The 15994-nt window shown below is 45.8% G+C and carries 14 protein-coding genes; 5 read left to right on the forward strand and 9 right to left on the reverse strand.

The window, feature by feature from the left end; all coding sequences use genetic code 11:
* Nucleotides 1-13: 13 nt before the first annotated feature.
* Complete coding sequence (locus JWG88_RS01555; protein ID WP_306793033.1) at nt 14-748, forward strand: TlyA family RNA methyltransferase; 735 nt, start codon at nt 14-16, stop codon at nt 746-748.
* A 212-nt stretch (nt 749-960) separates the two neighbouring features.
* Here the strand turns inward: JWG88_RS01555 and JWG88_RS01560 are convergent, their stop codons facing one another.
* From JWG88_RS01560 to JWG88_RS01575, 4 genes are read right to left on the reverse strand one after another with little or no spacing between them, the layout of a single operon-like run.
* Nucleotides 961-2364: a beta-barrel assembly-enhancing protease gene (locus tag JWG88_RS01560; RefSeq protein ID WP_205231928.1), complete on the reverse strand. Its 1404-nt coding sequence runs from the start codon at nt 2362-2364 to the stop codon at nt 961-963.
* Nucleotides 2361-3353, reverse strand: a complete 993-nt coding sequence (locus JWG88_RS01565; RefSeq protein ID WP_205231929.1) for an NAD-dependent epimerase/dehydratase family protein — start codon at nt 3351-3353, stop codon at nt 2361-2363. Before JWG88_RS01565 ends, JWG88_RS01560 begins: the two co-directional genes overlap by 4 nt.
* Nucleotides 3350-4993 (reverse strand): fatty acid CoA ligase family protein, encoded by a 1644-nt coding sequence (locus tag JWG88_RS01570; RefSeq protein ID WP_205231930.1) that lies wholly within the window; start codon nt 4991-4993, stop codon nt 3350-3352. The genes JWG88_RS01565 and JWG88_RS01570 overlap by 4 nt, the downstream gene beginning before the upstream one ends.
* The gene (locus JWG88_RS01575) at nt 4983-5846 is read right to left on the reverse strand and encodes an alpha/beta fold hydrolase (protein WP_205231931.1); all 864 of its coding nucleotides are present in this window, start codon (nt 5844-5846) and stop codon (nt 4983-4985) included. Before JWG88_RS01575 ends, JWG88_RS01570 begins: the two co-directional genes overlap by 11 nt.
* A gap of 602 nt (nt 5847-6448) precedes the next feature.
* Between JWG88_RS01575 and JWG88_RS01580 the strand changes: the two genes are divergently transcribed.
* A complete protein-coding gene (locus JWG88_RS01580; RefSeq protein ID WP_205231932.1) occupies nt 6449-6649 on the forward strand; it encodes a cold-shock protein in 201 nt (66 codons plus the stop codon).
* Nucleotides 6650-6718: 69 nt separating this feature from the next.
* On the opposite strand, the gene JWG88_RS01585 is transcribed toward JWG88_RS01580, so the two are convergent.
* Nucleotides 6719-8236: a leucyl aminopeptidase gene (locus tag JWG88_RS01585; RefSeq protein ID WP_205231933.1), complete on the reverse strand. Its 1518-nt coding sequence runs from the start codon at nt 8234-8236 to the stop codon at nt 6719-6721.
* Between the two features lie 323 nt (nt 8237-8559).
* On the opposite strand from JWG88_RS01585, the gene JWG88_RS01590 reads away from it, so the two are divergent.
* Nucleotides 8560-9609, forward strand: a complete 1050-nt coding sequence (locus tag JWG88_RS01590) for a CNNM domain-containing protein (protein WP_205231934.1) — start codon at nt 8560-8562, stop codon at nt 9607-9609.
* Nucleotides 9610-9625: 16 nt separating this feature from the next.
* On the opposite strand, the gene JWG88_RS01595 is transcribed toward JWG88_RS01590, so the two are convergent.
* Together JWG88_RS01595 and mgtE are read right to left on the reverse strand one after the other, a co-directional pair.
* Nucleotides 9626-10735: a S1C family serine protease gene (locus JWG88_RS01595; RefSeq protein WP_205231935.1), complete on the reverse strand. Its 1110-nt coding sequence runs from the start codon at nt 10733-10735 to the stop codon at nt 9626-9628.
* Between the two features lie 25 nt (nt 10736-10760).
* On the reverse strand, nt 10761-12149 hold the full coding sequence (gene mgtE / locus JWG88_RS01600) for a magnesium transporter (RefSeq protein ID WP_205231936.1): 1389 nt from the start codon (nt 12147-12149) through the stop codon (nt 10761-10763).
* Between the two features lie 150 nt (nt 12150-12299).
* Between mgtE and JWG88_RS01605 the strand changes: the two genes are divergently transcribed.
* On the forward strand, nt 12300-13499 hold the full coding sequence (locus JWG88_RS01605) for a tetratricopeptide repeat protein (protein ID WP_205231937.1): 1200 nt from the start codon (nt 12300-12302) through the stop codon (nt 13497-13499).
* A 5-nt stretch (nt 13500-13504) separates the two neighbouring features.
* Here JWG88_RS01605 and JWG88_RS01610 read toward each other — a convergent pair whose 3' ends face one another.
* Nucleotides 13505-13705, reverse strand: coding sequence for a DUF2065 domain-containing protein (locus tag JWG88_RS01610; protein ID WP_205231938.1), 201 nt, complete (start codon nt 13703-13705; stop codon nt 13505-13507).
* 384 nt (nt 13706-14089) lie between these two features.
* Between JWG88_RS01610 and purM the strand changes: the two genes are divergently transcribed.
* A complete protein-coding gene (purM, locus tag JWG88_RS01615; protein WP_205231939.1) occupies nt 14090-15142 on the forward strand; it encodes a phosphoribosylformylglycinamidine cyclo-ligase in 1053 nt (350 codons plus the stop codon).
* Nucleotides 15143-15408: 266 nt separating this feature from the next.
* Here the strand turns inward: purM and JWG88_RS01620 are convergent, their stop codons facing one another.
* Nucleotides 15409-15915, reverse strand: coding sequence for a MogA/MoaB family molybdenum cofactor biosynthesis protein (locus tag JWG88_RS01620; protein WP_205231940.1), 507 nt, complete (start codon nt 15913-15915; stop codon nt 15409-15411).
* Nucleotides 15916-15994 lie beyond the last annotated feature (79 nt).

Consider the following 15994-nt stretch of genomic DNA (forward strand, 5'->3'; position numbering starts at 1 on the left):
CGGGATTTTGTCTTTGAAAACCAGACTCGACGAATTGCTTGTCCTGCATAAATTGGCGCCTGATCTTAAGACTGCCAGAGCACTCATAGGTGCGGGACAGGTATTCGTCAACGATACATGCTCCGATAAGGCCGGCAACCTTCATGATCTAAAGGATCGTATACGGACTAAGCAGGGCTGCAGCTATGTCTCCAGGGGTGGCCTTAAGCTGGAAAAGGCCCTCTCCCATTTTAGCCTTGATGTAGCTGAGATGATCTGCGCCGATATCGGCGCGAGCAGTGGCGGCTTCACCGACTGCCTGCTTCAGCATGGAGCAGGCCGCGTCTACGCTGTTGATGTGGCTTATGGGCAATTTTCCTGGAAACTGCGGAAGGATCCCCGAGTTGTAGTTGTTGAAAGATTCAACGCACGTAATCTCAGTAAAGACCAGATCACCGAACCGCTCGATTTAGCAGTCATCGATGCATCCTTCATTTCCCTGACCACGCTCCTTCCTCCTCTTCTCCCTTTGTTCAGGGAAAAAATTCGGATCCTGGCCCTCATCAAACCTCAATTTGAGTTACCGAAAGAACTTGTTGAAAAAGGTGGAGTTGTCAAAGATGAATATTCTCACCAACAGGCAATTGCTGGAGTCGTCCGGTTTTCTTCTGCCCGCAACCTTAAGGTGGAGGGAGTCATTGAATCTCCGATTCTGGGACCGAAGGGAAACAAGGAATTCTTGATTTCGCTTACCGGAACGGTAATATGAACAGTTTCGTAACTAGCAAAGAGCTAAAAACCAGCAGTTTACCCTGAACCGTAACTGTTCAGAGGTAAGCACCCTGAAGGGCATAAACTCCGACTCCGGATGTGCGCAGGTAAATCGCAGGCTCAGGCTCCGAGCAGCGCGGAAAACTATAGTGTGCCTCCGTTTTCAGGCTGATCGCGTACAGATGGGGTACTGCTGAATACTTACCCGGTTTATTTCTCCAGTCTCTTGATTAGATCCAGCGTCTGTTCGGCATCAAGCTGCTGCTCATCTTCAAGATTACCTTCGCTGATCGCTGTTTCGAGATTTTTTCTGGAAAGTTCCAGCTTACCGTGAAGAAGGTCGTACTTTCCCAGATAATATTTAGTTTCAGCCGATTTCCCCCGGGTAGCACTGAGTTTCCCCAGATTGAAATATGCTTTGTCATATTCCGGTATTTCGGCGATCACATCTTTATACAATTTTTCCGCCTCTTCCAGCAGACCCATTTGAAAAGCTACTCCGGCAAGGGAATGAGCTGCATACATATTTGATCTATCGTTTTTGTAGGCAGCGGAAAGCGTGGTGTATGCCTTTTCGGTATTGCCGCTTTCAAATTCAATGATGCCCCGGTCCACCAGAAGTACATTCTTTTGACCTATGGTATTTATGACTTCTTCGATTAATTTGAGACTGGAGGCATAATTGTTTTCTATACGATCGAGCTGAGCCAGGCCATATTTCGCCATGATAATTTCCAGTTCGTCGGCTCTGCTGCTTGAAAGAACCGATGAACAATATTCACGAAGATAAAAACTATCTTTTGTTTCCGCCATTATCCTGTATTTGAACCGCAAAAAATCAAAATTATTTCCCCTGTTAAAACCCTCAATCTCCTTCTTATCAGAACTAACCAGGGTTTGAACATAATCCAGACGTGCTTCAGGATTAGGATGAGTCAGAAGATACTGCGGCATCATACTGGATCGATATCGAGCTATCTGCCGCATGGTCTGCAGCATTTTAACCTGACCGTCGGGGTGCCGCTCCATCTTTTTCATCCAGTCATAGGCCAGCAAATCGGCTTCTTCTTCATCCAATCTGCTGAAATGCAGTGCAGCACTCTGCCCAGCGGCCATGGAACCGGCAAGGAGTGCCTCCGTCGCTGCTCCTCCACCCAGCGCAAGAGCGGCCAGAACAAGCCCCATAGTCGCCAAAGAGATCTTTTTCCCCTTGCCTATCCTTGAAGAGATATGCCTCTTGACGATATGACCTATTTCGTGGGCAATAACGGAAACAAGCTCGTTCTCGCTATCGACTTTTTCAATAAGTCCGCTGTTAAAGAAAATCAGACCGGATGGAGCAGCAAACGCGTTGAAATCCTTACTTTTTAATACAAAGAAGTGATAATCGAAAAATTGAACGCCGGCAACCTTGATAACCTCCTCTCCAAGTTTTTCAATATACTGCTTAAGATCGGGATCATCGAGAACCTCGAAGCTGGATCGTACGGTGTAGAGCAGTTTTTCTCCGACCTCACGCTCCTCCCCGATGGTGAAACCATTACTTCTTACCGGTAAAAAACAGACCGACACAATCAGGTAGCAGACCAGTAGAGTTCGTTGTAGTGTCTTCATTTTTCTTTTAACCAGTGAATGAGTTTATCCATGCCCTCTTCAATGGAGACAACAGGCAGATAGCCAAAGTCTTGCTGTGCTCTGTCATGAGAAAAATAATGTGATCTGGCCAGTTGCTCTGCCAAAAATCGCGTCATTTTAGGTTCTCCACCTCGACGCAACAGCCTATGAGTCGTTTCCAATAAAAAGCCGGTGGTCCGGGCGGCGGGTAAAGACACTTTCCCGGTGACCGGCGGTACGTCCATTCGTTTAAACAGATCATTGATCCATTGCCACATCCTTACCGGTCTTTCCTGGCCTATAAAATAAGCTTTTCCAGACGCTGAAGCAGATGATATCAGGTTTTGCGCGGCCAGAAAGTGAGCCTGGGCGACATTGTCAATATAGGTTATATCCACCTTATTTGTGCCGTCTCCGACAATTTTCAGCGTTCCCTTGCGACCTCTTTCCAGAAGTCTGGGGACCAGATGAGGATCTCCGGGACCCCATATCAGGTGGGGGCGAATAGCACATGTTTTCAATACTTCCTGATCTACCGATAAAACCAGTTTTTCCGCTATCGCTTTACTCTTTGCATATCCACAAAGAAATTGCGACGCATAGCGCAGATTTTCGTTGCCGTTGATAATATCCTCTCTATCAAAGACCACCGATGGCGTGGATGTATGAACAAGAGCGGGAATACCGTTGAGCAGACAACCATCTATAATATTTTGTGTTCCCTGAACATTTATAGTGTAATATTCCTGCCATTGCCCCCAGATTCCCGCCAGTGCCGCAACGTGAAAAACCACATCGCAGTTGGTAAGGTGCTGCAAGATAAATTCTCTGTCACATATGTCGCCACGAAAGCACCGGATGCCGAGGGCTTCGAGTTCAGGATATAGGCTCCTGCCGAGAACCTGGCATTCGACTCCCTGGCGCAACAGAATTTTAATAATGGCTTTTCCGACGAAACCACCTCCGCCCGTTATGATAGCTTTATTCATTTCCGGCCTGCTAGTACGTTTTCTGCCCACACCGCCAGTTTTTCTCGGAATATTTTGGCGTTGTGACGTATATCCACTGGAAAAGAATCATGAAAAAAGTAGTGTTCAATATCACATACGAGAACCGACTCTCCGGCCAGATTGACCACCTCCTTAAGGATTTCATCATCAGAGCGTTTACTGCTTTTCTCTTTTTCCAGCACCAGAACCGGTAATTTCTCTTCCCCCGCGCCGACACCGACAAGGGCGCTGCGGAATATATCAGGATGATTATTGACAATGGCTTCACATTGAATGGTATATTTAATACCGTTTCGGGTTTTGACCCGGTGCCCTTTCCTTCCACAAAACCATAATCTTCCTTTGCCATCGAGGAAACCCGTATCACCCATCCTATGCCAGAAAAGGTCGTTATAGCGTGTTTTAGCCATCCGTGTTTCAGTGTCGTTGTTGTCATAAGCACGTGTCACTACATCACCGCTGACCATAATTTCTCCGATTTCTTCGGGTCCAAGAATCATGCTTTCCTTTACTTCAGTAATAATATTATCCGATAATCGGATAATTCTGATGTCAATTCCGGGTAGTGGTCTGCCAACACATGTTCCTCTCCCCTGCCGTGTCTGATGCCAGGTCTCTCCGACAACCTCCTCAGCCTCGATAGAGACGATCGGCAGACTTTCAGTGGCCCCATAAGGTATATGCACTTCGGCTTCGGTTGGGAGAATTTTCTGAACTCGCTGCAGTAATTCACCTGAAACAGGGGCACCGGCCATGAGCACTTTTTTTAAGGTTGGAAGCTTGATATTTCTTGAGAGACAATAGGTGCTGACAACGTTCCATAGTGCAGGTGAACCAAAGGAATAGGTAACCTGATGCCGCATGAGTGACTTCACAAATTTTTCTGGATTCACCCTTGCCGGTTTGGTTGCATCCATATCCGGTATAACAGCACAGGCTCCAAGGGCTGTCGAGAAGAGGGCAAACAGCGGAAATGCCGGCTGGTCTATATCACCCGCAACTATGCCGTAATAGTTTTTGATATGCTGGAGTTGTGCGGCAAAAACGGAGTGCTCATAACGGACTCCCTTGGGAGGACCAGTCGAGCCTGTGGTAAAGATTATAGCGGCAAGATCATCCTTTGCAGGCTGATAGACTGGATACTTTTTTACTTTTAAAAGTGTAGCATTATTGAGATCGGACCCGAAAATTCCCAACGAATTACCTAAACAGAATTTCAGCTTGAGTGAAGAGAAATGTTTTTTAAAAAGTGACAGAAAAAAATGGGCCTTGGCGATCCCGATAAATACCAGAGGCTCAACACCTGAAACACAGCGCAGAAGATTTTTGTATCCCATTCCCGGGTCAATTAAAATGACGGGTGAACCTAGTTTGAACAAGGCGAAGGTTAAGCAGATGAAGTCTGCTGAAGGCTTGACCATCAGCATGACCCTGTCACCAGGTTTTACTCCGCTTTTCCTGAGATACCAGGCATATTGATCCGACCGTTTTTCCAATTCGGCAAAACTCAGGCATTTTCCGTTTTTGGCCTCAATAACACCTGCTGCATCACCTCTGAGCAGTACAGCTTCGCTGAGGCTACCGGCGATGTTATCTGTTTTTTGAATATTAGCTGACATTGAGATTGAAAAAAGAATTCAAGTGAGGCCTGATAGTTTCATATCCATCTTCGAGAATATAGTGGCCCAGATTGTCAAAATAGTGCGCCTCCGCATCAGGAAAAAGGCTTTTCCATTGCTGATAAAACTCCCTGGTAAAACAGAAATCCTTCCCTCCCCAAAGCACAAGAAGAGGGATCTTCCTCTCTTTTATACGTCCAAGACCTTCTTCGATTTCAAGCAGTGTTCCATAGGAGGGATGGGAGGCTTCCAGAGGAATATCCATTACGAATCCATGGACGGCAATGCGGTTCTTCCATGAATCATAGGGCCGCAGGTAATATTTTTTGGTCAGCCCGTTTATCGGTTTGACGACAGCCATAAAGGTCGCCGGCCAGGCAAAACCGTTCAATCCTCTCACCAAAAATTGACCAATTATCGGCCAGCGACAGAGAGCAATTCGAAATGGAATGCGTTGCGACCGAAAAGCCGCAGTGTTGAGAACGACAATTTTTTCGATTTTTTCGGAATTTCTGACGGCGAATCCCATCCCAATCGCTCCGCCCCAATCATGCACCATCAACGAGCATTTGTTGATATCTAGTGAATTTAGGAGCTTGGTCAGGTTCTCTATATGCCGGCTCAGGGTATAATCATATTCCTGAGGTTTATCTGAGTAGCCGCAACCCATGTGGTCCAGAGCAATGACTCGAAAGTTATTGCGCAAATGCTTTATGACATTCCTGTAGTAAAAAGACCAGGTTGGATTGCCATGGACAGCTACGATAACAGGACCCTGCCCTTCATCTATATAATGGAGACGATGGCCGTCAATCCTGGCGTAATGTGATTTGAAATTGTATTCAGGATGCAAAATTTTTAAAGTAGTCTTTGTAATAACGGCATTGCCGCCGGATTATGTAAAATTCAGGGCGAAGCTCCGGGATGGCAGGATTAAAAGTCAGATATACAAGGCGGGAGGCCGGATTTTCTTATGATATGACGCCATCTTGATTCAAAAAACCTGATTTCAGAGCGTTCCTCTTCTGATCGTTCCCAACTGTTATGGAGAATTTCAATGTCTATCTATATTTACAACAGCAAACTGAATAAAGTAAGCGGAAATTTCTCTTTTGGGGAGAAAAATCCATCTCAAACAGCAGCCGCCTGCTTTTTTTCACCATAATATCTCCAGCCGGTGCAGACCGGAAGTTAGGCCTATCACAAACTCAGATCAAGTAAAAAAATAAAAAAAACATTGATTTTCATCTGTGCCTATGATATCAGCGTAGATAACGTGTGATAAGTCCACATAAAAATATTTTTATTTCTGTGGTCCTATTCCTTAACGCATCATTTTAAATTGGTACAATAGGGACTGTAAAAAGCGCACAATTTTTATTATCCGGTCAAAAAGTGTATCGGATTGTTATCATGGAGTTCTACCAAGAACTGAGTACAAAAGGAGTTACAAAAATGGCAGAAGGAACAGTTAAGTGGTTTAATGATTCAAAAGGTTTTGGCTTTATCGAGCAAGATGGTGGACAGGATGTCTTCGTTCACTACTCCGCTATTCAATCTGAAGGCTTCAAATCCCTTGAAGAAGGGTCTCGTGTAAGCTTTGAAATTGTAGACGGCCCTAAAGGTCCTGCTGCTGAAAATGTCCAGAAAATCTGATAGCACTTAAAGACCTAACCCAACCCCTCCGGATTCCTGGAGGGGTTTTGTTTTGCACTTCAAAGATTCTTACAACATTCGAATAAATTCCACCAGGGTTCTGACACATATTCCGGATGGTCCTCCTCCGGGGATATATGATTTTTCGGTAAATCCCCAGGCGGTGCCGGCGATATCCAGATGCGCCCAAGGCGTCTCCCCCACGAAAGCGTGGAGATATTCTGCAGCAGTAATAGTTCCTGCCGCCTTGCCCCCGGTATTTTTAATATCCGCGACTTTCGAATCTATCTGTTTTTTATAGTCCGGTCCCAGCGGCAGTCTCCATAGAGGTTCACCACACTTTTTTCCGGCAAGGATCAATCTATCAGCAAGTTTGTCGTCGTTGCACAGCAGGCCGGTGTGATGATGGCCAAGCCCCACTATTACCGCTCCGGTAAGAGTTGCAAGATCGATGACATAATCCGGGGTATATTTTTCAATTCCATAAGCCAGAGCATCGGCCAAGATTATCCTGCCTTCAGCATCGGTATTAATTATTTCAGAGGTTATTTTGTTGTAATGACTAATAACATCACCCGGTTTAAGAGCGGCTCCACCCGACATATTGTCCGTTGCCGGAACAATCGCAATGACATTGCACTCGGGTTTTTCAATACCAACAACATTCATTGCTGCCATCACTGCTGCTCCACCGCACATGTCGTATTTCATATCCTCCATTCCCGCAGCGGGTTTGATGCTTATGCCGCCGGAATCGAAGGTCAATCCCTTGCCGACAAGAAGCAGCGTTTTCGCCTTCTTGGAAAAGTGATATTCCAGAACCACGAGTTTCGGAGGAATATCCGAGCCCTTATTAACGGCCAGAATTCCGCCCATTTGCATCTTAATCAGCTGTTTTTTATCAAAAACGGTACATTTAAGCTGATATTTTTCTGCGAGTTCCTCTGCTAATCTGGCAAAACTCTCGGAGGTCCAGCTGTTTCCGGGCTCGTTGGCCATATCCCTCGCCTGACAGACCGAGAATGCCGCAGTTTTTGCAAGGGTGATTGCCCTGCGCAAGGATTGGAGATTTTCTTCAGCGATTATTCTCAGTTCACGAATTCCCTTATGCCGCTCTTTTCCTTTTTTCTCGGTCTTATATTTTTTGAAGCTGTAGTCTCCCAGTAAAATACCTTCGGTGAGACCATACACTGCTGTGTGCAGTGCAGATTTAGAAGGCATCTCGCACGGAACCACACATATTTTTGAAGCCTTCACTTTAGTGGCGAAAGCGGCAATATTTCCGCCTGCTATTCTCATTTTCTCCTGTAGCTCTTCATCACCGATGCTTTTATTGATTTTTCCAACGCCAATAAAAATCGTTCTCTTGCCTGCCGTCTCAGTCTCGTTGTCCTGGTCGTAAGCTAGCAGAACATCGTTCTCTTCCCCTTTGAAATCACCAAGGTCACAGGCCTTTTTCAAAACCTCGGACTGTAATTTGGTAATATGCGGTTTGTCCTTGGTTTTCTGACCAATGCAATACACCACTAAATCGGAGGCGTATTTTTTATTTACTTTCGAATTGATTACTATTTTTGTATTCTCCATATCTCTCCACTCCTTGGTGGTTAGTTCGTTTGGTAAGCCTGCCGAAAGCAATTAAGCCATAAAATTATAGAGAAAAACTATAATATCATTTTCCAGGTTGTCTCGATATTTTCATTTCAATGTTTTTAAGTTACAGTAGAATACACATGTTTCCCATGTCTTTCAAAATTCTGCCTACATAAACCATTTATGTGCTATTTACTATATCACCCGCCTCTACTGATTATTGAGAGTGGCAGAGCCCGGAACCATGCTTTATTACTTTAGCATGCATCTTCTGATAGTTTAGCCTTAATAGATACCTAAGTCATAGGAGAACTCCAGTGCTGAGCACCCTGATTATAGCTGTATCACTTGCAATTATAATTTCGGCTTTTTGTTCCATCTGTGAAGCTGTCTTATATTCTATATCTCCAAGCCAGGTAGAACTTCTCAATAAAACAGGACGTTCCTCCGGTATAATTCTGAGAAATCTTCGCAGGGATATAGATCAACCGATAACTGCAATTCTCACTCTCAACACGGTTGCCAATACGGTCGGAGCAGCTTTTGCCGGTGCTGCGGTAGCTAAACTCTATGGGGCTCACAGCGTATTATGGTTTTCTGCCTCTTTCACTCTCTCAATTCTTATCCTCTCCGAGATTCTCCCAAAAACCATAGGGGTCACATATTCCTTCAGACTCGCCCCATTGATTGCCATGCCGCTTTTCTGGATGGTATTTATGCTGAAACCGATAATATGGTTATGCCGATTGATAACGCGCCTCATCCCTCAGCAGCATTCAAAAGACAATATTTCAGCGGAAGAATTGCAGGCCATAGCCTCTCTTTCTTTACAATCCGGAGAAATAGACGTCGATCAGGCCAGAGTTATCAATAATGTGCTCATTCTGCAAAGTAAGATGGTCCGTCAGGTGATGACCCCAAGGACGGTAACTTTTTCTCTCAATGAAGACAACACCGTTGCAGAAGCAATGGAGCAGATACAACGACTGACAAGCCACAGCAGGGTCCCGATTTACAGCGGGGAGCCTGATAACGTAACGGGAATCATCATGCCGAAAGAGGTATTATTGGCAGCCGCACGCCAACAGTTCGACCAACGCCTCTCCTCTCTTAAGCAGTCCGTACATTTCGTTCCGGAAACAGCACCACTCAACCGGATACTCATAGATTTCTTTGACCGCAGACAACATCTTTTTATTGTCGTTGATGAATATGGCTCAATGACCGGGGTCATATCCATGGAAGATATCCTGGAAGAAATTGTTGGCCGGGAAATAATAGATGAATCCGATAGGGCTCTGGATATGCGGGAACTTGCGAGAAAGCAGACGCTGGAATCGATGAGACGGAGAAAAAATAACATTTGATGGAATCTGAAATAGCTTAGTTCAAAGAGGAAAGTTCCACTTGAACAACCATTTCATTTTTGTTCCTTTCAATGGTTACCGGCACGTTTTCGCCGATCGTATGGGTCTCCAGGATGTCTTGGATGTCATTAACCGTTCTGACCGGCTTTCCATCTATTTCCTTGATAATATCACCTATGATTATATCACCGCCATATTGCCTGGTTGGGCGAAGACCGGCCCTTTGAGCTCCGCTGCCTTCATTGACCCCGACAATTATCAGCCCTTCTATCCCGAGTTGACCGGCAATCCTGTTGTCGGTCAGTGAAACGCCGAGACCCGGTTTGATCAGGCGGCCATCTTTAATCAGTTGGGGAATGACCTTGTTTACCTCTTCCACCGGTACGGCGAAACCGATCCCTGCATAGGCTCCTGATGGGCTGAAGATTGCTGTGTTGATCCCTATCAGCCTTCCGGCACTATCCAGCAGAGGGCCTCCGGAATTTCCCGGATTGATGGCAGCGTCCGTCTGAATGACCCCATGAATGACCCTGCCGGTAATGGCCTTTATTTCCCGGTCCAGCGCCGAAATAATACCTGAAGTCATTGTCTGGTCGAGACCGAATGGATTTCCTATGGCAAAAACTTTCTGGCCTACCAGCAATGTTTCCGTTTCCCCAATGGGGATAGGCCGAAGCAGGCGCTCTGGTGCCCTGATCTGCAATACAGCAAGATCCTTGTCCGGAGCAGCGCCAAGGAGAACGGCATCCCATTGCGATTGGTCCGACATGGTAACCTGAATAGTGGTAGCATCACTGATAACATGAAAATTAGTCACAATTCTACCGCTTTTGTCCCAGATAATCCCGGACCCGGTCCCCTGGGGGATCTCTACGGCATTGAGTGAAAACAGATTTCTGCGCAGGGCCTTGCTTGTTATATAGACAACCGAAGACGAGGTATTTTTGAATATCTCAATGGTGTTGCTTTCATCCTCGGCCAGATCACCTCGTGCCATTACTGCCCGGGGTTCGGCATTTTCCCGGTTGATCCGCTCAAAGGGATTAAAGAGGAACCACAGACCGAGGGCAAAGACCAGCAGTAAAGCAAATGGAGATACCCTCCCGGTTGATCTATCTCTTTTCATACTATTATCTTAAAGAGTTCATGGATTAGAGATCTAAAAAGAGCTTTGCCACCCAGAAATAGACAAAAACTCCGATGATATCAATGGAAGTGGTTACAAACGGTCCGGTGGCAATGGCGGCGTCTATATCAAAACGTTTTAATATCAAAGGAATAAAAGCTCCGACTGTTGCCGAGACAACCATACAGGAAAATATTGATATCCCCACAACCAGGCCAAGCAGGGGCGGATTCGAATAGATAAAGAAGGTGACTATGCCCACCAACGAACCATACAACACGCCGAGAATAAGCCCCACCCTCAATTCCTTGAAGATGACCTTGACGAATTCGTTCATGTTGATCCTGCCGGTGGCGATGCCGCGTACAATGATAGTTGACGATTGTGTAGCGATATTACCGCCCATCCCCATCACGATAGGTATAAAAGAGGCCAGCGCCAATACCTTGATGAGCTCGTCTTCAAAGGCGCCGATAATGATCATTGCCATTATTCCGCCGACCAGTGAGGCAAAGAGCCAAGGTGCCCGGAGAAGAGCACTTTCCCGTGTTGATTTGAGAAGTATTTCTCTATCCTTACCAGCACCCGCCATTTGCAGAAAATCTTCAGTGGCCTCTTCACGTATGACATCAATAATATCATCGACGGTAACAATTCCTACAAGGCTGTAGGATGAATCCACCACAGGAACCGCGAGAAAATTGTACTGCGAGACGATATGAGCCACCTCTTCCTGGTCGGTATCAGTATTTACCGAAATGACCTTGTCGTTCATGATATTTTTAAGCTGCCTGTGAGGAGGATGCATGAGCAGTTCCCGTAGAGAAACCACACCGGATAACTTCCCTTCCCCATGGGTAATATACAGATAGAAAACCATCTCTTTTTCTTCACTGCGCTTCTGCACAAGTGAAATAGCATCTCCCACTCCTAATTCTTCATCCAGACTCATATAATCAGTGGACATCAAGCCACCGGCAGACTGAGGATGATACTGCAGCAGCTCATCGACTTCTTCCCGGTCCTTTCTCTCCATGTGCTTGCGGATATTGTCAGCTACCTCGTCCCGGAGCGCTTCAAGAAGATCAACGGCATCGTCAGAAGGCATATTGGTTACGACGTCGGCCATAAACTGTGCGGGGAGGCCTTCCACCAGATCAATCATGATCGACTCATCCAGCTCGCTGAGAAATTCACCTACCAGTTCCGTCTGCGCCACAATTCCAAAAACCTTCTTCCGTTCATTTTGGGAAAGGTGACGAAATACCCACGCTATATCGGCGGGATGGGTTTTGGAAATGAGTTTTCGCAGATGACCGGTGGCATTACGCCGATTCAGGCGTCTCACCATATCGAGTATGACGATTCCCTCATTGCCAATGAGTTCTTTTTTTGCTTTATCTTCACCAGACATAATATTTTCTGCCTTGCCGGGGCTCCGGAATTGAATTTTTGATCAGCTGTAGTATACTCAATGGACCGACTATACAACACCTATTTCACCTGCACAGTCAAATTGAATTCGCCAAATTTTTTTTCTCTTACTTCCTTTTTTTACACATTCATGAACCAAAAAGCCCGAAACTCCGAACTGGAAAATATCTTTACAGAGGCGGTAGCCTTTCACCAGAGTGGAAATCTTGAAGAAGCCTGCCGCATGTACTTAAGTATACTGGCAATACATGATTCTCCGCTGGTCAATTATAATCTCGGCCTTGCCTACTATGAACTCGAACGGTACGAAGATTCATGCCGATGTTATACAAAGGCCCTTGAGCACGCTCCGGAGGAAATAGACGTCCTCTACAATTTAGCACTCAGCTTAAAACAACTCAATCTGTTCGACGAAACTATAATCACCTATAAAAAAATCCTGTCGCTTAATGCAGAGGAGATTGACAGCCTATACAATCTGGCTTGTTGCTACAAGGATACACACCAGGATGACAAGGCCATTGCCCTCTATCTTCACGTTCTCGATCTTGATGAAAACAATCAGTCTGCCTTAAACAATGTGGCTTTTCTATATCACAAAAATGATGATTATTTCAATGCGAAGAAATATTATTCGCGACTGCTGCGTATAAATCCAGAACACCATGGAGCACGACACATGCTGTCCTCTCTTCATGGAGAGAATCGTCACTCTGCACCTCCTGAATATATCAGAGAAATCTTTGACGCCTACTCTGCACATTATGATATAAGTCTGGTATCCAAGCTCGAGTATTCCGTTCCCTCGAAACTACGGCAGATTTATGACCACATAAGCGATGGTCGATCCCGCTCACTGGCCGGTCTCGATCTGGGTTGCGGTACAGGTTTGGGAGGAGAAGCTTTCGCAGGGCTATGCTCAACGTTTACAGGTGTTGATATCTCTGAAAAAATGATCGAGGTAGCCGCCGGAAAAAATATTTATTCAGCTTTATACATCTCGGAAATTCATGATTTTCTCGAGGATTGCCTGGACAGATATTCGCTCGTCCTGGCTACTGATGTTTTTAATTATATAGGAGAGCTGCAATATACTTTTGAAGCGATAAATAAAGCGGCACAATCAGGCGCATGTCTTTGTTTTTCAACTGAGATTTCATTTGGCAGCGGCTATGATCTCAGAAAAACCGGACGCTTTGCCCATTCTCCTGAGTATATTCAAAACATATGCCGGCTCACGGGCTGGAAAATTTGCAGCCAGGAAAAAAACAACCTGCGTAAAGACAAAGGCAGGTGGGTTGAAGGAATACTCTACCTGGTGAGGAAATAAATCTGCTATTGAAAGAAAGAACTGCGCTGGGCAATCCAACATATCAGAAGACCTGCCGCCATGGCAATAAAACCGACATAGCGCAGCTGAGCTGCAGGTATTTCACTCAATTTCTTAAGCCACTCCCGCATCGCTTCCGGTGCGGCAGCGTAGGGTAATCCTTCTACAACCAGAACCATTCCTATGAGTAAAATGAGGAGCTTCATAAGCCACCTCTACCAGGAAGGACAGAAGATTACAAGCAAACTTTACGATCATCTTCCTTGTTCGAAAAAGACCAAATTGCATTGCTTTTTCAATACACACCTAATATTATGCTGAAGTAAGGTGATGGCCTCGCGAGAATCACGTGCGGGCATAAACTCCGACGGTATCATCGAGAACCGGCTAAAACGAGCATGGCGGTATTAGATTACCCCCTGAACAACAAAAGTAGTATTTTCAGATTTACACTGGATCAAATATGCCATTCATAAGGACGTAGATACAAGCAGGTACGCTATACTAATACAAGAAACGTATGGTGCCGCACCGGCAGCCATCAAGCTCTGTAAAATTTTTCTCATTCAAATTCTTCCCATTCCATATAGATGACAACTGCTAAAAATTCAAAATACAGTGAATCCGGGGTCGACATAGACAAGGGAAATGCCTTCGTCGAAAAAATTAAAGACGTTGTCGCCTCAACACACCAGCGGGGAGTACTTAACGACATCGGTGGCTTTTCGAGTCTCTTTGCGATTGATACCGAAAAATTCAAGCAGCCGGTACTTGTCTCGTCCACCGATGGGGTCGGTACCAAACTTGCCATAGCCCAACTCTGTGGAAAGCACAATACCATTGGAATCGATCTGGTCGCTATGTGTGTCAACGATATTATAGTCGGTGGCGCCACCCCTCTCTGTTTTCTCGACTATTTTTCTGTGGGAAAACTCGATATAGAGATAGCCGCTGAAGTTGTGGAAGGCATCGCTGAAGGATGCCGACAGGCCAAGTGCTCGCTAGTAGGCGGTGAAACAGCTGAAATGCCGGGACTTTACAAGTCAGGCGACTATGATCTCGCCGGTTTTACCGTCGGGATCGTTGATCGCGACAAAATTATTGATGGTTCTGGAATTCGGGTTGGGAACACCATAATCGGTCTTTCCTCAAGCGGACTTCACTCCAATGGTTTTTCCCTGGTGCGAAAAATCTGTTTCGAGGACATGAAACTGAGCGTCGACGATCACATTTCAGAGCTTGGTTCGAGCCTGGGTGAAGAACTGCTCAAACCCACCAGGATTTATGTACAGTCGGCACTCAATGTTGTCAAAAACTACACCGTCAATGGAATGGTACACAACACCGGCGGCGGTTTCATAGATAATGTACCGCGCATTTTACCCAATGGGTGCAAGGCCGTCATCGATCGCTCAAGTTGGGAAGTTCCTCCAATTTTTACTTTTCTCCAAAAAAATGGAGAGGTCCCCCGCGATGAAATGTATAGGACCTTTAATATGGGAGTCGGTCTGTTAATTATCGTAGACCGGGACCAGGCAAATGATATTCTCCACCGTTTCGAGGCAATGGGAGAGACGGCGTTCATCATAGGAGAGATAGCTTCACGGGATGGCGAAGAGCCACAGGTTGAACTGACAAATTAGCAGTTAATCTGTAACTATTCAGCAGCACACCATCTGTCTATCATCAGGACGTCCTTTTTAGCTAACCGCCCTGATCGTGGGCATATGGCGCACGGCTAAACAGTTACAGACAGTGGGTGGCCAAATAATGCGGAGTTACCTGAATAGTTAAGTTATTTAATAATACAGGGCTTTAGCTTCGAACACATCTGCTCTATAAATAAAAATGGGACCATGCCCCTTCAGGCTGGTCCCATTTTTATATCTCTTTCTTTACTTCTCGGAGATCAGCCGCCGCAATCGCTCTTCTCCCCTTTCATCTTCTGCAGGGCATGCGGAATGGCCGGCAAAACCACCTCGATATTTTCAATAGCGGCCTTCTTACTCCCAGGCAGATTGACGATCAGGCTTTCCTTACGAATGCCGCAAATACCCCTGGAGATAACGGCATTGGGTGTTTTGGCGAAACTCACCGCGCGCATGGCTTCCGCCATACCGGGGATTTCCTTGTCAATCACCTTGCGCATGGCTTCAGGGGTTATATCAGTTGGGGAAACACCGGTTCCTCCGGTGGTGACAATAAGGTCTATGCTACGATTATCAACCAGATCAACCAGTGTCTCAACAATTCTACTTTCAACGTCAGGGATGATCATATACTCATCAAGAGAATATCCCTCATCCTTCAGAATTTGCTGAAGCGCTGCTCCGCTGGTATCTTCTCTTTCTCCGACTGCGCCTTTATCACTCATCGTGATAACGGCGCAGCTGAATTTGTCGGCACCTTTTCTCATAAAATTGACATACTATAGTTTCCCAGACGGCACGCGCACATTGAGAGCCCCCTGGAGTCGGAGTTTATACCCATCAAGG

The sequence above is a fragment of the Desulfopila inferna genome, from assembly GCF_016919005.1.
Classification (GTDB): domain Bacteria; phylum Desulfobacterota; class Desulfobulbia; order Desulfobulbales; family Desulfocapsaceae; genus Desulfopila_A; species Desulfopila_A inferna.